Source organism: Undibacterium sp. TJN25 (assembly GCF_049339885.1).
Lineage (GTDB): Bacteria > Pseudomonadota > Gammaproteobacteria > Burkholderiales > Burkholderiaceae_D > Undibacterium.
Genome location: NZ_JBMPPM010000003.1, coordinates 388,178 through 407,815, shown reverse-complemented (window position 1 = coordinate 407,815; position 19,638 = coordinate 388,178). Strand labels below are relative to the sequence as shown.

Genomic DNA, 19,638 nt, shown 5'->3' with positions numbered 1-19,638 from the left:
GCCGGCTCATTTAATGGAGTGCCGGTTCATCAGGTCGTACAAGGTGGGACGGCTGATACCTAGCACTTCCGCCGCCTTGGCGATATTGCCGTCCACCCTGGCCAGCGCCTTGACAACAGCCTTGTATTCCGCATCTTCGCGGATCTGGCGCAGGTTGATGGGCTCTTCTTCAGTCTGCGTGGTGGAAAGGCCCAGGTCTTCCGCAGTGATCTGCGGTCCATCTGCCATGATGACTGCGCGCTTGATGCAGTTTTCCATCTCGCGCACGTTACCGGGCCATGGATAGCTTTCTATCATCGCCAGCGCATCGGGACTGAAATTGAGGCCGGGCCGACCCTCCTTGGCATTGAATTTGTTCTTGAAGTGGTGCGCCAGCAGGGCCGGATCGCCAGTGCGCTCGCCCAAGGGAGGGATATTGATAACGATTTCGCTCAGACGGTAATACAAGTCTTCGCGGAAGCGGCCGGTGGCGGTGAGCTCCTTCAGCTTCTGATGGGTCGCGCAGACAATGCGTACATCCACCGGGATTTCCTTGTGGCCGCCTATGCGCTCTATCACCCTCTCCTGCAGGAAGCGCAGCAGCTTGGCTTGCAGCGGCATCGGCAGATCGCCGACCTCATCAAGGAAGAAAGTGCCTTCGTGGGCCAGTTCTATCTTGCCCATGTTCTGTTTGACGGCGCCAGTGAACGCGCCCTTCTCATAGCCGAATAGTTCGCTTTCCAGCAGGTTCTCCGGAATGGCTGCGCAGTTGATGGCCATGAAACGCTTGTCCGCCCTGGGGCTGAGCTGGTGCAAGGCACGCGCGAGCACTTCCTTGCCGGTACCGCTGCTGCCGAGCAGCATGACGGATGCCGATGTAGGCGCCACTTTTTCTATATTGCGGCAGACCTTGAGCATGCCGGGGTCGCGCGTGATGACGCCGGACATCGGCGACTGCGCCTGGGTTTGCAGCATGCGGCGGTTTTCTTGCTGCAGCGTGTGCAGGAAAAACGCGCGCTCTATGACCAGACTGAGCATTTCAGGGTCACAGGGTTTCTGATGGAAATCGTAGGCGCCCATGCTGATGGCCTTGACGGCGTTTGCCCTTTCCTGATTACCGGACAGGACAATCAGCTTGGTATCCGGCGCCATGGACAATACCTGCTGCAAAATAGCCAGCCCTTCGGTGGCGCCATCCGGATCGGGCGGCAGGCCCAGGTCCATCGTGATAACGGCAGGCTCGTGGCGGCGTACCTGCGCCAGCGCACTTTCCCGGTCGCCGGCAACGATGACGTCATAGGCATCCAGGCTCCAGCGCAACTGCTTTTGCAGGCCCAGATCATCTTCGATGATTAAGAGTTTCTTTTTTTCTTGGCTCACGGTATGACCTTTTTGCTTTAATTTGCCTTGACGGCGGCGCGCTCTTCCCTGCTGTGCAGAGGCAAAGTAATGGTGAAACGGGTGCCCATCGAAGGGCGGCTGCTGACTTCCAGCTTGCCGCCTAATTCCTGAATATACTCTTTGGTTTCAAAGACGCCTATACCCATGCCAGCCAGTTTGGTGGATTCAAAGGGGCTGAACAGCTTGTCGCGGATGAATTCTTCGCTCATGCCGACACCGTTGTCCTCAATTTCCACTACGGCGCTGCCGCCTTGCTTGGCCAGAGAAACCCTGACTTCGCCGTCGCGCGGCGTGGCCTCCACCGCATTTTGTATGATATGCCCGATTACCCTTTCCAGCCGCTCCCAGTTGGCGATGACGGCGATGCCGGGGTCCCTGATCTGCAGCACCGGCTTCGGCTCATAGGGGGACTTGGACTCCACGGCCTCCTGCAGCAGTTCATCCAGCTTCAGCGATTGTGATTTTTCGGCATCGAATCCGCGCGCCAGCTTCTGCAGCAGCACTTTCATTTTCTGCACCGAGTTGTCGATGGTATCGACCATGTCTTTCTGGAATTCGGGGTTGTCTTTATGCTTTTCCGCATTGGCGAGCAGTAAAGACAGCTGCGCGACCAGGTTTTTCAGGTCGTGCACCATGAAGGTGGACATGCGGTTGAAGGATTCGAACTGGCGGGCCACCATCAGCGCGTTCGCGGATTCCTGCTGCGCGAGGTAGCTGGCGGCCTGGCTGCCGGCGATCTTCAGCAAATCCAGCACCTCCCAGTTCAGCTCCAGCCGGCTCCGGGCCTGCTCCAGTACGATAAACCCGAACAGGCGGCCCTGGAACACCAGCGGCAGCACCAGCCAGCCCCTGACGACATTTAACAGCCACTCCGGTATCTGCAAGCCATCGTATTTATCCGGGTGGATCTGGCAATCCTGCAGATCTATGACCCATTGTTTCTCTTGCAAGAAGATACTGAACGGGCTGCTAAGCGGTTCGGGCTGCGCCGCGGATTCTTCCATGTTCCACTGGACCGCCGGTTCGAAATTGCCGGACTCCTTGAGGACGAACAGCATGCCACCGGGGCTTTCCACCAGCGCGGCTACCGCTTTGATAGCCCGCTCTCCCAAACCGGGACCGCTGCCGGACAGGATGCGCGTGAAGCGTATCCACTCTTCCCGGTAATCGTAGTTATAACTATAGAAGTGCTTGCTGATGAAGACTTTCAGCCACGAGCGTACCGAACCGGAAAACAGCAATATCACCAGCACAATAGCGGCACCGAACAGGAAAGCCAGCTGTAGCACCGAGCCCCAGTCGCCGCCGAAGAAGCGCAGATAATAACCGGCGGCAGCCATGATCAGCAGATAGACGGCGGAACCAAACAGCGTGGCAGAATGGAACAGGATACGGCGAGACACCTGCATGCCCAGCGACCATTTAGGGTTTCTAGCCAGAGAAATGGCCAGCAGCGGAACCGTGAGCGCATCGACCAGGCCGCGTGCGGCCCATATCTCTACATTGATGACGCGGAACATCATCGCATCGCTGTACAGGTAAAAGTCGTAAATGAACAGGCCGGCGATACCCAGGCAGGCGAACTTGATGCTCCAGCGCCCTTTTTCCGATGTGCTCCTGAACAGCTGCTCGACCAGCAGCATGCCGATGACTGCCAACGCCACGCGGCCCAGCGTATTGACGGCGACGGACATGCCCGGAGTTGTCAACGCGGGGAAACTGACGTACATGGTGGCCAGCACCAGCACGCATAGAAAGGCGAGGATCGCCTTTGCGTAGGCGCGCATGCCAGGCAGCACGCTACTGTCGGCTTGTTCGCCCGGACGCAGCAGCATCAACAGGAAGACAACCCAGCTGGCGCCTTTGAGCACTTCCAGTGTATTGACCAGCAAACCCGGCGCAATGGCGCGGGAGATGTGAAATGCCAGTACCGCGGCCCACACCGTGGAAACCATGCTGGCGACGGTGATCGACAACCAGTGCAGGCGCCCCCGCCATTTGGTGAACAGCATGACGGACAATAGCAGGAATGCCAGCGCCGCCAGCGAATAACTGAGAAGCGCGATGCTGCTCAGCATGACGGGCGAACCGTGCGACGCTCCATGAAAATAGCTTGGTCAGCAGGTTTCATCGAGCGCCTTTGCCGAGCAGGACGACTTGCACGGTTTCTATCAGGATCAGTGCATCCAGGAACAGGCTATTGTTTTTGACGTAGTACAAATCGTACTGCAGCTTTTGTACAGAGTCTTCCACCGATGCGCCATAGGCGTATCTGACTTGCGCCATGCCGGTAATGCCAGGCTTAATGCTGTGTCGCATATTGTAGAACGGCACTTCCTTGCACAACTGGTCTACGAAAAAAGGACGTTCCGGGCGCGGGCCGACAAAGCTCATCTCGCCTTTGAGCACATTGATAATCTGGGGCAACTCATCAATACGCAGCTTGCGGATGATCTTGCCTATGCGTGTGACGCGCGGATCGTTGCTGGTAGCCCATTGCGGCTTGCCGGATTTTTCAGCATCACTGCCCATGCTGCGGAATTTGAGCACCATATAGGTACGGCCGTTCTTGCCTACCCTCTCCTGCTTGTAAAAGATGGGGCCTTGGTCTTCAATGAAGATGAGCAGTGCCGTTATCAGCATGATGGGCAACGTCACGGCAAAAATCAGCGCACTGACCAGCATATCGAAAGCTTGCTTGCCGAATTTACGTAGAAAACTTTGATTAAAGCCGTCGCCAAAGACCAGCCAGCCGGGCTGCAACGATTCGACCCGGATCTGGCAGGCTTCACGTTCAATGAAAGTGGCAGCATCAATCACTTTGACGCCTATCAGCTTGCAATCCAGCAATTCTTGCAAGGGAAACTGGCCACCGCGCCGGTTTTGCACCGATACAACGATTTCACCGACATTGAGACGCTTGGCCATGACAGCGAGATTTTCTGTTTGCGGAACCAGGGACTCTTCCGGCACCTTGCGCTCTTCGCCGGCCAGGGGGACAAAGCCGACGATGTCGTATTGGTGATAGGCAATATTATTGATCGCTGTTTCACGACACTCCAGCGCCAGTGCGCCGCTGCCAAGAAACAGGATACGGGACTTCAGCAAGCCTACTTCCGAGAATTTAAAAATCAGCACCCTGGCTGCCAAGATCATCACGGCGGCAAAAATCATCACCAGACCCAGGATGCCGCGGCCGAAGTACAAGTCCGGCACCAGGTAGAACACCAGAGTGATGATGCCGAAGCCCAAGGCAAACGAAGGCATCAGGCGCAAAAAGGTATTTCGCAAGCCTTCGCGATAATTAATCTGGTACATACCCAGTGCACTCATGCTGAAAACGATTGCGCCCGCAAAAGCAATCGCCGATAACAGGAACTTGTCAGCTTGAGGAAGAAAGAGAGAATGCTGATCAAAAAAACGGAGCATTGCACCCATGTATACAGCAGCAACTGCGATGGCAAACTCAACGAGAAGCAAAACAGCCGTAATCCGTGAAACATGGTGATTGGCGATCCGCAAAATCAATTCTCCAAATAACTGAAAAACAGCAAGATTATTCAATAAAAAAACATTCAACGGAGGATACTACATTCCAATAAGACACTAAACCTATTTCGGACCATAATTAGGCATTCTGCCCGTAGATGTGGGCTGTATTGACACAAGAAGTGCGAATTGGAGCCCGCTTTCCGCGTTTATTTCCTCACGACAATTTTGCGCCGTATTCCTTTAAAAATTTCGATCAGATTACTTGCCAAGAAGAATTTATCGTTCTGCAATATACTTCGATGCGACGGGAGGCCCGCGTACCACCCAAACAGCCGACCCGCACCGAACAGACGGCACACGCCCACGTGTAAATGAAGTTCGCTAAGCACTTAATTGATAAGCGATGCAAGAGGCGTGCCACAGCAAGTAACAGGAGTTACCTATGACATTCGAGGCGGCACTCTCCGACTGGACAAATCTGCTAGGCGCTCACCAGGTGCTCAACGCACAGGCGACACAGCAAACGTACGGAGCGGATACCAATGGCATCACCCGCGCACTGCCGGGGGCCTTGCTCATCAACAATAGCAAACTGCTGCCAGAAGTGCTGCGCATTGCCAGCCGGCACGGCGTGCCGGTCTATCCCATCAGTACCGGCAAAAACTGGGGATATGGGAGCTCGTTGCCGGCCCGCGACCATTGCATGATCCTGGATTTGTCACGCCTGACAAAAATTCTGGGCTTTGATGCAGAGCTTGGCGTCGTCACGCTGGAACCCGGAGTGACACAGGGCATGCTGGCAGAATTTCTGGACCACGGCGGCCATTCCTTTTTGGTACCTGTCACAGGTGCCGGCCCCACCTGCAGTCTGGTGGGCAATGCGCTGGAGCGCGGGTATGGCATCACTCCTTATACAGACCACTTTGGCGCCGTGACCGACCTGGAAGCCGTACTGGCGGATGGCTCACTCTACCGCACCGCTCTGCGCGAGGCCGGCGGCGATGACCTTGCGCGCCTGTTCAAAGGCGGTATCGGCCCTGCGTCAACCGGCTTGTTCACCCAGAGCGGCTTTGGCGTGGTCACCCAAATGAGCATTGCATTGGCGCGCAGGCCGGAATGCATCAAGGCCTGCCTGTTCAGTCTGAAAGACGACAGCCTGCTGGAACCAGCCGTTGAACGCATACGGAACATATTGTCGATATTGCCCGGCACCGTCGGCGGCATCAATCTGATGAACCAGCACAGGACATTGGCGATGGCTGCGCCCTTTCCGCAAGACAGACTGGGTGCCGATGGCATGATCCCGGCTGAAGTGATCCAGAAAATGGGGGGGCAATACCAGCTTGCACCCTGGACCGGCTTTGGCACGCTGTACGGCAGTAATCGCATGGTGGCTGCGGCACAGAAAGAGATACGCACGGCTTTGTCGGGCATCGCCAGCCGGCTGTTGTTTATCAGCCCCGAGCGTGCCGGCACGCTGGCCAGCCTGGTCGGCCATCTGCCGGGCACAGGCGCGAAACGGCTGTCACGGACGGTGGGCACACTGGCGAAATCCCTGCAATTAGTGGCGGGACGGCCGAATGAAACTGCCTTACCGTTGGCGTACTGGCGCAATCCGAATCCCCCGGCTGGCGCATTGCGCAACCCCGCCGCGGACGGCTGCGGATTGATCTGGTATGCGCCACTGGTGCCCATGCGTCCAGCGGGAATCAGGGCGTATGTGGAAATGGTGAAAGAAGTAACAAAAAAACATGGAATAGAGCCCCTGATCACCCTGACTTCCATCAGCGACCGTGTTTTCGACAGTACGGTACCTATCATTTTTGAGAAAGAGAGCGCCGAGGCGCAGCAAAATGCTGAGCGCTGCTACCAGGATTTGCTGGAAACGGGCCGGTCATTAGGCGTTTTCCCCTACAGGGTAGGAATACATTCCATGGAGCATCTGGCGTCCTTGCAGGATCATGCGCATCGTTTTCACAGCAAATTGAAGAATCATCTTGATCCGGCAAATATCCTGGCACCCGGGCGGTATAGCTGAACACCCACAACTTATTGTCATAATGAAATTTTTTGCATCAACTCGCATGTCGACTTTTTTTACACTACAGTAAGTGTTACGTAAAAAAAAGCTTGCTCCGCTCTATAGATATTAATATTTTTCCTTTATTTTCAAAGGCTTAATAAAAATTCTCTAGTCCTGGCACACTCCCTGCTTTATACCAAGGCAAGAGACTCTCGGAGTCGTCTAAAGCGAAGTAAAACTTAACTCTAGGAGAATAAAATGAATTTTCTGAAAAAAGCAATATTTGGTGCCGCGACAGCGTTGGTATTTTCCGGTGCTGCATTCGCTAGCCCAGTCAATGTTGATGGCGTAATCTGGAATGCAGGCGCAGACTTTACAGGTATCAACGTAACGCTGACTGAGACAATTGATCCATCTTCCGGCGCATTGAGCGGTTTTGGTGTTATCACATCATTAAACGGACAAGGTGCTAGTTCATTTTGCCCAGGTTGCCAACTGACTGTGCAATACTCTGGCTACACTCCAGTAAGCGGCGGCGTTTTGCCTAGCCCTACAGGCAATGGTACACAAATCGCATATCAAGGCGGCCAAATCAACATTTTTGTTCATCATGACAATGACTTGAACCCAAATGATCCATTGTCTTTGAATGCTGGCAACACAGGTGGCGATCTGTGGTTGACATTGGAAGGTCATGCTATCAATGGCGTAACTTTGACAGGCTCCAATTTCTTCCCTAGCTTCCTGTTTGGCTCAGGACTGTGGGATGTTACTGGGGGCGCAGGTTCTGCTTATCTGAACACAAACACCAAGCAAGACGGTGCTGACTTCTCTTTCTCTAATACTTTTACTTCGTTCCCAGGTACTCCAGATACTCCATCGAGCCCACTGTTTTCAGTCGGTTCGGGCACATTCCAAGGAAACAGCATCCCAGAACCAGGCTCCATGGCTTTGGTAGGTCTGGGCCTGTTGGCAGCCGGCGCTCTGCGTCGTCGTCAAGCTTCAAAATAATTTGCCAGGGTTTTTCCTAGCATCTGTAAGGGCCCTGCAATGCAGGGCCTTTTTTATTTGTCGGCACAAAAAAACAAATAATCCGGCATCGCTACAGGATGCCGTTTCGCATTTCGATCAATCTTCTGAATCCGCAGTATGATCAGTTGTTTAAGCATTGGCTCGATGCGCTGCCAGGTATGCTCCATCTGCGCAAAGTAAATCGTTGAAGAGATTTTGTTCCACCAGTTTTTTGTTAGTATTAAGCGCAAACATTCAAGTAATGTTTCTTGCTGTCACACAATGTTCGTTCTAACTTCGTATAATAATGATACTGGCGTCCGCAAGAAGTGTTGGTCGATTTGCTCCATCATTTGCGCGATGTCTACCTGCCTCCGGAGAGAACAATGGCAAATAACCGACTCGTGAAAAACACGCGCAAGCTGATGCATGAAGCAATCAGAAAAATGATCAGCTTTCTGCCGAAGACCGGGAAATTTGCGGTGTACCGTTCTTTCGTTGAGTGCAATCCTGCGCCGACTGAGCGCCTGGTACTGAAAATAGCAGAAACCCAGGAAGAACTGGAAGCCTGTTTCGCCTTACTGCACGATGCCTATGTCGGCAGCGGCTTCATGAAACCGGATCCTTCGGGCATGCGGGTTACCTTGTACCATGCGCTGCCAACCACGACCACTTTGTGCGCAAAGTATGATGGCCAGGTCGTCGGCACTTTGTCGCTGATCAGGGAGAGCGCACTAGGATTTCCACTGCAAAAAATCTTCGACCTGACGGATGTGCGCAAACACGAAGGCAATATTGCTGAGGTTTCCGCACTGGCAGTGCACAGAAAATTTCGCAAGACCGGCGGCAGTATCCTGTTTCCGCTGATGAAATTCATGTATGAATATTGCACGACCTTCTTTGATACCAGGCATCTGGTCATCGCTGTCAATCCTTATCATATAGAGATGTATGAATCGCTGCTGTTTTTCAAGCGCCTGACCGCTACGCCGGTGGACAACTATGATTTCGTCAACGGTGCGCCGGCGGTAGGCGCCTGGCTGGATCTGAAGTTTGCACCCGAGATCATGAAGAAGGCCTACTCTTCCAAGCCGCCGCAACGCAATCTGTATGCCTACTTCACGCAAGTAAAGCTGGCCAATATCAAACTACCCGAACGGCGTTATTACACAACGAATGATCCGGTCCTGACACCGGAGTTGCTGGATCACTTTTTCAACCAGCGCACCAAGGGGTTTGCCAACCTGAGTGAGCGCGAGAAAGTGTTACTGCATACCATTTACGACATCGTTGAATATATCCCTGTGTTGCCCGCGCTAACGACGAAGAGCATGGATGTCAGCGTCAGGCGACATGAACGCTATTCGATGAAATGCCCAGGCCAACTGACTGTGGAGATCGTCAACAATGGTTTGGAAAACATAGACATCGATGTAGTAGAAGTGTCGCTGGAAGGATTTCAGGCTCGCGCCTTGAAACCGATTCCCATGCAGGTGTCGCTTAAAGCTACGGTGTGGCTGGGTAAGACAGAGATCTCCCACCTGCAGGTAGAGGCAGTCCGCGATATCGGAAAAGGGTTTTACGGTTTTCACTTAGGCCAAGCGGATTCTATCTGGCGCACCTTTGTCAACGCCATCTATTCGGGCACGACACATCGTGACCTGAATGAGCCGACAAGATTCGTTGCCGACATAAAATTGGCCTAGGGCAATTTGTTACAGACCTTGCACTTTGTTGCGCGCTGACTTTGAACGGCTGCGGTAACTGCGGGAATTTACATGCAATAATGGCGAACCAAAAATCTGCTGTAACGTGCAAACGTGGTGTTTATTTTTGGAGTTTGCCGAATTATTCGAGCAGTATTGTTTTGTCGTTGTTAGCCTGCATTCCGGTCATTGAATGATTGGAAGCCCGGCTGTTATCGGGGTTGAGACCAGTGATTAAAAAAGGCATATCAAGCCTTAGAAAGCACGTGCACATAACGGCAAGAAAGCTGTTCGGCGTGCTACCGCGCTCCAGGAAATTTGCGCTTTACCGCTCTTTCGCGCGGTGCGATCCCTCCCCCGGACCGGAACTGGTTCTGAAAATTGCGGAAACACAGGAAGAACTCGAAGCCTGCTTCGCTTTGCTGCACGATGCTTACGTTGGCAGCGGCTTCATGAAACCCGATCCCTCTGGTATGCGGGTTACGCCTTACCATGCACTACCTACCACGACGACGCTGTGCGCAAAATATAACGGCGAAGTCGTCGGTACACTGTCCCTGATCAGGGAAAGCGCGATGGGCTTCCCTTTGCAAAATGTGTTTGACCTGACCGAGGTGCGCAAGCACGAAGGCAATATCGCGGAAGTATCGGCGCTGGCCGTACACAGGCGCTTTCGCAAGACCGGTGGCAGCATCCTGTTTCCACTGATGAAGTTCATGTATGACTACTGCACGACCTTTTTCGACACGCGCCATCTGGTCATCGCCGTCAATCCCAACCATATAGAGATGTATGAGTCGCTGCTGTTCTTCAAGCGATTGACCGCGCAGCCTGTCAAGAACTACGATTTCGTCAACGGCGCGCCTGCTGTCGGCGCCTGGCTGGATTTGAAGTATATCCCCGGGATCATGAAGAAACACTATGGATCCAGGCCGCCGAACAGGAATCTGTACGAATACTTCATCCGGTTGAAAATGCCGAATATCACTTTGCCGCAGCGCCGCTACTACACCACCAACGATCCGGTGTTGACGCCGGAGTTGCTGGACCATTTTTTCAACCAGCGTACCAAGGTATTTGCCAATCTGGGCGAGCGACAAAAATTGCTGCTGCACTCCATCTATGATATCCCCGAATATCTGCATGTGCTGCCTAAACTGACCAGCACGCGGCCGCACGACCCCATACGCCGGCATGAGCGTTTTTCCATGCGCTGCCCCGGCCAGCTGACCATCCGGGCCAATGACGGTGCGATCAGGAAAGTGGATATCGACGTCGTGCAGGTTTCGTCATCCGGCTTCATGGCCAGCATCAGCGCGCCTATTCCGCTGCAGATCTGGGGCGACGTGATGGTAAAGCTGGGCAAGGCGGATATTTCCTACCTGCAGGTGGAAGCGGTACGCAGCATAGGCAAGGATTTTTATGGTTTCACGTTGGGAAATCCCGACACAAACTGGAAAACCTTCGTATCTGCGCTGTACCAGGGCAGCACCCACAAAGACCTGGAAAACGCCAGCAGCTTTCTGTAGGTCTGCCTTTTCCGGCTAATGCATGACAACAGACGAAGGCTCGGTAATGCTGCGCTGGAAAGCGTGGCGCGTCTTGCCGTAACGGGCGCTGACCTTTTTGACGTATTCTATTGTCTCCAGGTATGGCGGCACGCCGTGGTACTTCTCCACAGCCCGCTCCCCCGCATTATAGGCTGCAGCAACCAGCGGCACATTCCCCTTGAAGTACGCCAGCAGCCATTGCAGGTAGGCGGCACCGCCCTTGATATTATCTTCCGCATCGAAACTGTCCTTGACGCGGAAGCGCTGTGCGGTTTCCGGCGTCAATTGCATCAGGCCCTGTGCATTTTTAGGCGAGACCGCCTTGATATTAAAACCGGATTCCACGGAAATGATCGCCAGCACCAGCTTGGGGTCGATACGGTAATGCGGGGCGACTTTGTCCACCAGTTTTGCGATCGCTTTCGGATAGCTGCTTTCCGGGATGTTGGCAGGCGGGCCTTCTATGACGATGACCTCCTCCACCAGGCAGGTGGGCAGGGTCAAGGTTTCCGAAGGCACGAACTGGGTCAGTGCTTTTGCCTGTGGATGTCCCTGCTCGGCCGCAGTCTGGAACAGCTGTGCGGCGATTTCATTGTTCCGCGGCACGCCACGGCCATTGGCATACATCCAGCCCAAAGAATACTGCGCGTCGGCATAGCCTTTTTTGGCGGCTACGCAATACAGTTCCACGGCCCTGCCATAGTCCCTAGGAACACCCTCTGCGTTCTCGTATTTGCGGGCTAGCGCGGTCAATGCGGCTGACTCATCCAGCACCTTGTCATTGCCCGGCACCGGCATCGCGACCTCGGCGGCAGTCGCGCCGACAAAGAGCGCCAGCGACAGCACCGCGCCAGACAGTATGTTGAGATGGACAGAACTTGCCATATTTTTCTCTCGCGCTATGCGTAAGCAACAGCACATACACCGACAGCTAAACGCAGATGAACGACCACGCCTACTCCTTGTCTTTGGGGGACAGGAAAGCCTTATGGAACAGATGCCTTGCCAGCAGCAGCGGCGGCATGCGCAGCCAGTTCGCGCGCAGGTATAGTATCCATCTTGCGGTGCCGCTCCACCTGTCGTCGCAACTCGGATGCTGCGGCAGCAATGCGCGGGTGAATAACTGGTCCATCAGTTTCAGCAGCAGCGGCCTGGGGCGGCCGAGGTCGGCAGCCAGTACGACTTCGGCGGGAACCGGCGTGTGCAGCAGCAGGTCGGCATAGCGCAACGCATAGAACAAGGGCCGCGTCAGCTCCAGCAATGTTGCCCGCTCGGTCAGCGTCGCCCAAAAGCCTGGCGTATCTGCGTAATAGGTCAGCAACCCGTGTATATCGACCAGGTCCCTGAGCCCATGATCGTATTCTCCGTCATGAAACAAGTGGACCGCGCTGTGCAGCACCATGTCGGCGGGTGAAAATATGAATGTATTGGCACCATCGCCAGCCGGCTGTGCAGCCGCCAGCAATTTTTCAGAATCCGGGTGTATGGGTGCTGTCGCCGGTAGGATTGCATGATGTACATCGATCACGGTCTGCCGCTTGGCATGCTCCATCGGTGGAATTTCATGCATCCACTCGCGGTAGTAGCGCTGATCATACTCGTCATGGTGGGTTGCGTGCCAGCCGTGGATCATCAGGCTGGATTCAGCGTCAGCCAGATTTTTTTTGGGGACAATAATATCGATATCGGAAAAAATCCGGCCGCGGGCATGCGGCAGTTTTGCCAGCACATAAGCGGCGCCTTTTAGGATGACCAGACGCAGGCCAGCGTGCTCCATCGCCTTTTGTATAAAGCCGATTTCCCACAGCACTGCCTGCGTATGTCTTTGTGCCAGATAGTGCGACCACTCCAGATGGCGACGCGCCTGTTCCGGCACCGATTCCAGCAAACGCCTATCGACAAGCAGATAGTACAGACTCGATTGCAAATTCGCCGTGCGTGCCTGCCGCAGCAGCATATCCCATGACGGCAGACCCAATGCTGCCAAGCCTTGTGGCGCACGGAAGGCATCCAATAGCAACTCACGCGTGCTCATGTAGTACTCGCAGTTGGTGGCAACGGCAGAGTGGCAAAAGTGTCGATCGCCTCGTCCAACGAGCTGTAGGTAAAATCAAACGCGGTTGATTTATCGATGACCCCGGCCAGCGCCTCAAAACCCCTCGCACCTAGCAGGCTGTAGTTGAACGCATTATCCGCTACGCGCATGAAAGCGCGCGACTGTGAAATAGGCGCTAGTTGCGTGGATGAGCCGGCCTGGTATTTGGGAAATACGATCCACGCAGGCTTCACGGTTTCATCTATCCGCGCCAGGCTATCCCCTGGCGGCTTCATCAGTGACACCGTTCCCTTCAAGGTATCGTCCACCTTGGGGCTGAGAACCGCGCCTGGAATATATTGCCGGACAATATCAATCGATGCATTTTTTAGGCTAACCGGCCGCGGCAACGGTATGATTTGACCATCACTCAGGCGTATCAGCGTCAATTCGTCCGACAGCAGGCGCCAGCCTTTGTGGACAAGGGTTGCACACAGAGTGCTTTTACCCGAACCTGGGGGAGCCGGCAGGATAGCGGCATAGCCATCCCTCTCCATGACGGCGGCATGGATCATCAGGTAGCCGTGCATATGAGTGGAGATACACCAGTTCATCCCCCACTCCAGCATAGGAAAAGCCTGGTTATAAGGCAGGGGTTTAAATGGAGAAACACCGTCCAGCTCAAACATGGCTTGCGGCTTCAGCCAGCGCCTGATACCGGCGGGAGGATTTAGGGAGACGTGAAAATCTGCAAACTCTTCCGATGCCAGAGGATAATCAGCATATACGAGGCGTATGCCTTCAAGAACACTGGGGACAGTACTCTGAATGGCCATCACTACCGGCCCAATACGGAGAAATAGACCTGCCTTAAGCCTGGTTTGGAGTTCGGAGGTTTTTAGCGAGGAAACGATCAATCAGGCACGCTCAATCAGGGCCAATGCATCCAGGTCGGCCAGTATCGCCGCTATCTGTTCAATTGCATCCTGCTCAGAATCAAACTGCCAATCGTCGGAGAGCTGCTCCATTAATGCTCCGGAGTCTAAAGGATTTTGCAATTTCAGCAGAACCTGACCGGCTATATAGCCTAACAGATGGGAATCGCCGGAACGAGCATTGTAGATAACATACTCTTCGCCCCAGAGCCGCATCTTGGAACTACCTGCAGCCGCTTGCCACTTCATGCCGATGACGTCATTTTATATACGCATGCGCCTGCTGCGATCTGGTTTAATCCCAAGTACCAGCGAGATAAGTATTAACATCGTTCATGTTCCACGCTTTAGCACCGCTGGTAGGCACATAAGTTGCAGAATTTTGAAGCGAATAAAACATGTTAGTAATATTTAACTGTGACAAAAACGGAGCTTTACCAGCGGCATTATTCATATACGCAGTTAACAAATTCTTACCACAGCTCGATGGATCTCCGTTGACGCCTTGCAACACCTGCGGTACCGTTTTCCCATAGAGTGCTTTAAATCGGCCAGTTTTACTACATTGTTTAAAGACTTCTTCAAACTTTGTTTTTTGTGTTATTGAATGCGGCCAACCATGGTCGCAATTGCCAGTCCAATAATAGGGAGGACATCCGGGATTGCTAGTATTTGATGTGCCGTGCCCGCTGACATTGCCAGAGCAATATACGGAGGGTGAAACACCGACGGTACAGCCCAGCGCAGGCCGGCTAGCCAGCGTCACTAGCACGCCTGAAGCAGCGATCCCCGCCTTGGTAAAGCGACGGCGCGACTCGCCGAATGCGGCTTTATCCACCACAGCCAGCGGCGTATTTTTTTCGTTTTCGTCGTGTTGCTGTTTTTCAATAGTCATGACGCTCTCCATCCCTGCATTTTATTTCCGCCAAGAACCCCTGAGCAGGCGTTCCTATGTATTTGTGTGCGATTCTCAATTCAGAGTAAGCAAGATACATTCCAGATGCTCCTACCTAAAAATACTCTTTAATTATCAATGGCTTACAGACTTTGGCCAAGAAAAAAATTTGTCGAGCACCATTTTTAAAAAAAAGCGTAAAAATTTCCGACAGAAAAACATTAACAAAAAGCAATTAATTAAATTTTCCTTTGTCATCCCGCATTTTCTTTCCCATGAGTATATATGAACGCTGCGAAACCCATAGGAATTTGATCCAGATATTATAAAGAATGTCCTGCGACTTGAAAGCAAATTTCCGTTAAATCAGCTACTTATGGGCATCCCTTACCAGCCGGTGGTGGCTGTTGCCGCGTTCGGGTATGATGTCGCTGAGTCAATTTTCTGATTGCGACCTGGACTGCGTGCAAACGCACAGGCTTGCTATTTGCTGCCCGGAATTCCTTTATGCCTGTTATTGAAGACCTGAAAAATATGTTGGCCGATACGCTGAACCTCGGCGCGCAAAAAAATTCACTGGATGCGGATTCGGTGCTGCTAGGCGGTTTGACGGAACTGGACTCCATGGCGGTTGTCAACGTCATCGCTGCGATGGAAGAGTATTTCGGCATTGCGATAGATGATGACGAAATCAACGGCAAGACGTTTGAAACGCTGGGCAGCCTGGCAGCGTTTGTCGAGCGCAAGCTGGAACAATAATGGCATCCACGGGGCAGGCGGCCGAAGCATTTTTCCTGGAGACGGAATCCGGCTCACGCTTCTGCCTGCATCACCCGCCCCATTCCTCCGCCGAGCCCGTGGGCGCGGTCATCTACGTCCATCCATTTGCAGAGGAAATGAACAAGTCCAGGCGCATGGCGGCCATGCAGTCCCGCGCGCTCGCGAAGCAGGGATACGCGGTGCTGCAAATGGACCTGTTTGGCTGCGGCGACAGCGCCGGCGATTTCGCCGATGCCCGATGGGATAGCTGGAAAGACGATCTGCACCGCGCGCAGCATTGGCTGATGATGCGCAGCGAGGCGCCTATCTCGCTGTGGGGACTGCGCCTGGGCGCCCTGCTGGCGCTGGATTTCGCGCGCGACGCGCGCTCCGAAATCGACAATATCGTATTATGGCAACCGGTGTTCAACGGCGCTCAATACCTGAACCAGTTTTTCAGGCTGCTGCTGGCAAATGACATGATTACCGGCGCCGAGCAAAAAGGCGGTGGTACCCAGGATATCCGGCAGATGCTGCTTGCCGGCCAGAGTGTGGAAATCGCCGGTTACGAAATTGCTCCCGAACTGGCTGCGGCCATCGACAAGCTGGATGCGGCGGCCTGGGAAGCCCCTGCCAGCTCCTTGCATTGGCTGGAAAGCACGGGCCAGGCCAATGCCGCACTGTCGCCGGCAAGGAAAAAGATCGCTGATGCGTGGGAACAAAAAGGCGCGCGGCTGTCAGTAGGCATGGTCAGCGGCCCTGCATTCTGGACTACGCAGGACAACATGGTGGCGCCTGAGTGGATCAGCGCCACCGGCGCTATTTTCCAGGGTCCCTAGAATGACATACAAAGAAACCGCGCTCAGCTTCCATTGCAAGGAAACTCCGCTGTACGGCGTACTCAGCATGCCCGATCAGCTCCAGGCTCCCGGCACTGGCGTGCTGGTCATTGTCGGAGGCCCGCAATACCGCGCCGGCAGCCACCGCCAGTTCACGCTGCTCGCCAGGCATCTGGCAGAGCGCGGCATACCGGTGATGCGTTTCGATTACCGCGGCATGGGGGACAGTGAAGGAGAGCCGGCGTCTTTTGAGGATATCGATACGGATGTGCGTGCTGCGCTGGATTGTTTTTTTGCGGCTGCCCCGGGCTTGCATGATGTCGTGCTGTGGGGACTGTGCGACGCCGCAGCAGCGGCGCTGTTCTATGCGCCACAAGATCCTCGCGTGACAGGAACGGTGTTACTCAATCCATGGGTCAGGACCGAACAGGGTGAAGCCAAGGCTTATCTGAAACACTATTACAAGAGCAGGCTCATGGAAGCCGAATTATGGGAAAAGGTCCTGTCTGGAAGGTTCAACTTCTCCTCCGCGGTCAAGTCCCTGGCCGGACTCATCGGCAAAGTTGTTCTGCCGAGAAAGCAGGAGGCGGCCGGCGATGCGGCTGAAGCGGATGCGGGGGCCGGCAGCCTGCCAGACCGGATGCAGCAGGCGCTGGCACTTTTTCAGGGGCGGGTGTTAATCATCGTCGCCGGCCGCGACCTCACAGCGCAAGAATTTTCGGACGTGGCGGCATCTTCTCCCGGCTGGAAAGCACTGCTGGCGTCGCCGCGCATCCGCCGCCATGATCTGGGCGATGCAGACCATACCTTTTCCCGCCGTGCCTGGCGCGACCAGGTGGCCGGCTGGACTGCAGACTGGATCGCCGGAAAATAGGCCGGGCCCAATGCAGTTTGAAATCCTTGCCCTGCCAATGTAACGAAGCTTGTCGCGATGCGTCCGGAGTTCGTGAAATCGGATACCATGCAATTGAAAACTGTAAAGGCATCGCGTCAATACGCATGCAACACTACAAAGCACGCTCACTCCACGCACAGGTCTCCGCCTAAAAACCTGAAGGCCAGTGCGTTCGCCACCTACTACCGCTAATCCCATGTCCAGCACCCTCACGAATGGCTTCGACGTTTTAAAAAACCGGAATTTTGCAAATTACCTTTCATCCCGTGTACTAGGTACGCTCGCTGTACAGATGCAAAGTGTAGCCATAGGCTGGCAGGTGTACCAGATGACCGGCAGCCTGTTTGACCTGGGCATGATAGGCCTGGCGCAGTTTGCGCCTTTCTTTGTACTGATCCTGTTTGCAGGCCATGTGGCCGACCGGTATAACCGCCGCAGCATCATCGTGCTGTGCCTGCTGACGCAGCTGCTGTGCGGCGTGCTGCTGCTTGGCTTTACCCTGTCCGGCACCGCCAAGGTCTGGCCGGTATTTGCTGTCCTGGTCCTGTTCGGCAGCGCGCGGGCGTTCATGATGCCGGCGTCGCAGGCAATCTTGATGAACCTAGTGCCGGTAACAAGTTTCAGCAATGCCGTTGCGCTCAGCTCTTCCAGCTTCCACGTCGCCGTGATCATGGGGCCTGTTATCGGCGGCCTGCTGTACCTGGCCGGACCTAAAGCGGTATATGCGGTCGTGGCTGTGTTGCTGACGCTGGCGGTGTTGCTGATGACGCGGACCAAGATCGTCGGTCCGCCGGTACACAAGGAGCCCGCCAGCCTGCATAGCCTGCTGGAAGGGCTGCGCTTTGTATTGTCTCGGCCGGTAGTGCTCGGCGCCATTTCCCTCGACCTGTTCGCGGTACTGTTTGGCGGCGCCACCGCACTACTGCCGGCGTATGCGCATGATGTCCTGCATACCGGCCCTACCGGACTGGGTTTGCTACGTACCGCACCCGGAATAGGTGCGGCACTGACCTCCATCATCCTGGCCTTCTGGCCGATCAAGCATAACGTGGGACGGTGGATGTTCGGCGGTGTAGCGCTGTTCGGCGGCGCCACCGTAGTCATGGGCGCTACAGGCAATTTGCCACTTGCCCTGCTGATGCTGTTTCTGATGGGTAGCGGCGATATGGTCAGCGTTTACATCCGGCATCTGCTGGTCCAGTTTGAAACACCGGACGCCATCCGCGGCCGCGTCAGCGCTGTCAACGCCGTGTTTATCGGCGCCTCCAACGAGCTGGGGGAATTTGAATCCGGCATCACCGCAGGCTGGTTCGGCCTGGTGCCCGCGCTAATCTTCGGAGGCGTCGCAACGCTCGTGGTGACCGGCCTGTGGATGTTCGGATTTCCGGTGCTGCGCAATATGCGCGCTTTTCCTGAAGCGGTGGATAACAGCAAGACCAGCACCGAAAGCGCATGACGCGGTAGAATTCCTATTTTTCCAAATACCGACATCATGGAACAGGACGAATCGCTCAAAACCAAACTGATACAGGAAACTGCCCAGTTTCCATGGAAAGAATTATTGCGCCATTTTGCAACGGGCAGTGTCATCGCCGTCAGTGCGGAACTGGATCTGGTTGAAGTTGCCCTGCAGATGTCGAAGGATAATAAAGACCAGATAGCGCAATGGCTTACCTCAGGCGAAGTGACTAAAGTAAGCGATTTGCAGGCCAAGGCCTGGCTGGACGACAATGCCAGCTTATGGACTGTGGTGGTCCGGCCCTGGATACTAGTACAGCAGCGCGCACCGGCGTCAGGTGCCGGCGTCGAAAAACCTACCTTGCATTGAACTGCTACTGCGCCGCTTTTTCGCGGCGCCGATACTGAGCTCTGCTTACAGAGGCTTGCGCATCTGTACGGAATTTGTCTGGTTACGTTTTGCTTCCAGTTCTTCCTTGCTAACCTGTGACGCAGCAGAAGCCCCACGCTGTGGCAGCAAACTGCCTGTTGTATACACTTTTTCTTCTTTAGTGTCGTCTTCGGCAGTAACAGGGCCTGCGCAAGCGGAAATCAAAACCGGCAGAGCGAGTATGCCCAAAATTTTTGCGTTCATTACAATGTCCTTTCGACATTTGAAAA

The 19,638-nt window shown here is 54.5% G+C and carries 18 protein-coding genes; 9 read left to right on the top strand and 9 right to left on the bottom strand.

Annotation, left to right across the window (positions count from 1 at the left end; translation table 11 throughout):
* Positions 1-6: 6 nt before the first annotated feature.
* The 3 genes from prsR to ACO0LO_RS08835 are packed head-to-tail and all read right to left on the bottom strand — an operon-like array spanning position 7 to position 4,860.
* The gene (prsR, locus tag ACO0LO_RS08845; RefSeq protein WP_422963842.1) at positions 7-1,359 is read right to left on the bottom strand and encodes a PEP-CTERM-box response regulator transcription factor; all 1,353 of its coding nucleotides are present in this window, start codon (positions 1,357-1,359) and stop codon (positions 7-9) included.
* A gap of 17 nt (positions 1,360-1,376) precedes the next feature.
* Positions 1,377-3,458, bottom strand: a complete 2,082-nt coding sequence (gene prsK / locus ACO0LO_RS08840) for an XrtA/PEP-CTERM system histidine kinase PrsK (RefSeq protein WP_422963841.1) — start codon at positions 3,456-3,458, stop codon at positions 1,377-1,379.
* 49 nt (positions 3,459-3,507) lie between these two features.
* Positions 3,508-4,860 carry a TIGR03013 family XrtA/PEP-CTERM system glycosyltransferase gene (locus tag ACO0LO_RS08835; protein ID WP_422964114.1) on the bottom strand — a complete coding sequence of 451 codons (1,353 nt, stop codon included), beginning with the start codon at positions 4,858-4,860 and terminating at the stop codon, positions 3,508-3,510.
* Between the two features lie 454 nt (positions 4,861-5,314).
* Between ACO0LO_RS08835 and ACO0LO_RS08830 the strand changes: the two genes are divergently transcribed.
* The 4 genes from ACO0LO_RS08830 (at position 5,315) to ACO0LO_RS08815 (ending at position 11,141) form a co-directional block, all read left to right on the top strand.
* Complete coding sequence (locus ACO0LO_RS08830; protein WP_422963840.1) at positions 5,315-6,910, top strand: FAD-binding oxidoreductase; 1,596 nt, start codon at positions 5,315-5,317, stop codon at positions 6,908-6,910.
* A gap of 243 nt (positions 6,911-7,153) precedes the next feature.
* A complete protein-coding gene (locus ACO0LO_RS08825; RefSeq protein ID WP_422963839.1) occupies positions 7,154-7,906 on the top strand; it encodes a PEP-CTERM sorting domain-containing protein in 753 nt (250 codons plus the stop codon).
* 386 nt (positions 7,907-8,292) lie between these two features.
* The gene (locus tag ACO0LO_RS08820) at positions 8,293-9,612 is read left to right on the top strand and encodes an N-acyl amino acid synthase FeeM domain-containing protein (protein WP_422963838.1); all 1,320 of its coding nucleotides are present in this window, start codon (positions 8,293-8,295) and stop codon (positions 9,610-9,612) included.
* Between the two features lie 266 nt (positions 9,613-9,878).
* Positions 9,879-11,141 carry an N-acyl amino acid synthase FeeM domain-containing protein gene (locus tag ACO0LO_RS08815; protein ID WP_422963837.1) on the top strand — a complete coding sequence of 421 codons (1,263 nt, stop codon included), beginning with the start codon at positions 9,879-9,881 and terminating at the stop codon, positions 11,139-11,141.
* Between the two features lie 15 nt (positions 11,142-11,156).
* Here the strand turns inward: ACO0LO_RS08815 and ACO0LO_RS08810 are convergent, their stop codons facing one another.
* The 5 genes from ACO0LO_RS08810 to ACO0LO_RS08790 all read right to left on the bottom strand — a co-directional run bounded on the left by ACO0LO_RS08810 (position 11,157) and on the right by ACO0LO_RS08790 (position 15,027).
* Positions 11,157-12,047 (bottom strand): transglycosylase SLT domain-containing protein, encoded by an 891-nt coding sequence (locus ACO0LO_RS08810; protein ID WP_422963836.1) that lies wholly within the window; start codon positions 12,045-12,047, stop codon positions 11,157-11,159.
* Between the two features lie 70 nt (positions 12,048-12,117).
* Positions 12,118-13,197 carry a nucleotidyltransferase domain-containing protein gene (locus tag ACO0LO_RS08805; protein WP_422963835.1) on the bottom strand — a complete coding sequence of 360 codons (1,080 nt, stop codon included), beginning with the start codon at positions 13,195-13,197 and terminating at the stop codon, positions 12,118-12,120.
* Positions 13,194-14,114 carry an HprK-related kinase A gene (locus ACO0LO_RS08800; RefSeq protein WP_422963834.1) on the bottom strand — a complete coding sequence of 307 codons (921 nt, stop codon included), beginning with the start codon at positions 14,112-14,114 and terminating at the stop codon, positions 13,194-13,196. Before ACO0LO_RS08800 ends, ACO0LO_RS08805 begins: the two co-directional genes overlap by 4 nt.
* Positions 14,115-14,381, bottom strand: coding sequence for an HPr-rel-A system PqqD family peptide chaperone (locus ACO0LO_RS08795; RefSeq protein ID WP_422963833.1), 267 nt, complete (start codon positions 14,379-14,381; stop codon positions 14,115-14,117). It lies immediately after the preceding gene.
* Positions 14,382-14,427: 46 nt separating this feature from the next.
* The gene (locus ACO0LO_RS08790; RefSeq protein WP_422963832.1) at positions 14,428-15,027 is read right to left on the bottom strand and encodes a hypothetical protein; all 600 of its coding nucleotides are present in this window, start codon (positions 15,025-15,027) and stop codon (positions 14,428-14,430) included.
* Between the two features lie 507 nt (positions 15,028-15,534).
* Between ACO0LO_RS08790 and ACO0LO_RS08785 the strand changes: the two genes are divergently transcribed.
* From ACO0LO_RS08785 to ACO0LO_RS08765, 5 genes are all read left to right on the top strand, one after another.
* On the top strand, positions 15,535-15,786 hold the full coding sequence (locus ACO0LO_RS08785; RefSeq protein WP_422963831.1) for an acyl carrier protein: 252 nt from the start codon (positions 15,535-15,537) through the stop codon (positions 15,784-15,786).
* A complete protein-coding gene (locus ACO0LO_RS08780) occupies positions 15,786-16,625 on the top strand; it encodes a hydrolase 2, exosortase A system-associated (RefSeq protein WP_422963830.1) in 840 nt (279 codons plus the stop codon). The genes ACO0LO_RS08785 and ACO0LO_RS08780 overlap by 1 nt, the downstream gene beginning before the upstream one ends.
* A 1-nt stretch (position 16,626) precedes the next feature.
* On the top strand, positions 16,627-17,499 hold the full coding sequence (locus ACO0LO_RS08775; RefSeq protein WP_422963829.1) for a hydrolase 1, exosortase A system-associated: 873 nt from the start codon (positions 16,627-16,629) through the stop codon (positions 17,497-17,499).
* 217 nt (positions 17,500-17,716) lie between these two features.
* Entirely contained in the window at positions 17,717-18,976 is a 1,260-nt protein-coding gene (locus ACO0LO_RS08770; RefSeq protein ID WP_422963828.1) for an MFS transporter, read from the top strand.
* Between the two features lie 36 nt (positions 18,977-19,012).
* Positions 19,013-19,348 (top strand): DUF2288 domain-containing protein, encoded by a 336-nt coding sequence (locus ACO0LO_RS08765; protein WP_422963827.1) that lies wholly within the window; start codon positions 19,013-19,015, stop codon positions 19,346-19,348.
* Positions 19,349-19,393: 45 nt separating this feature from the next.
* On the opposite strand, the gene ACO0LO_RS08760 is transcribed toward ACO0LO_RS08765, so the two are convergent.
* The gene (locus tag ACO0LO_RS08760) at positions 19,394-19,612 is read right to left on the bottom strand and encodes a hypothetical protein (RefSeq protein ID WP_422963826.1); all 219 of its coding nucleotides are present in this window, start codon (positions 19,610-19,612) and stop codon (positions 19,394-19,396) included.
* Positions 19,613-19,638 lie beyond the last annotated feature (26 nt).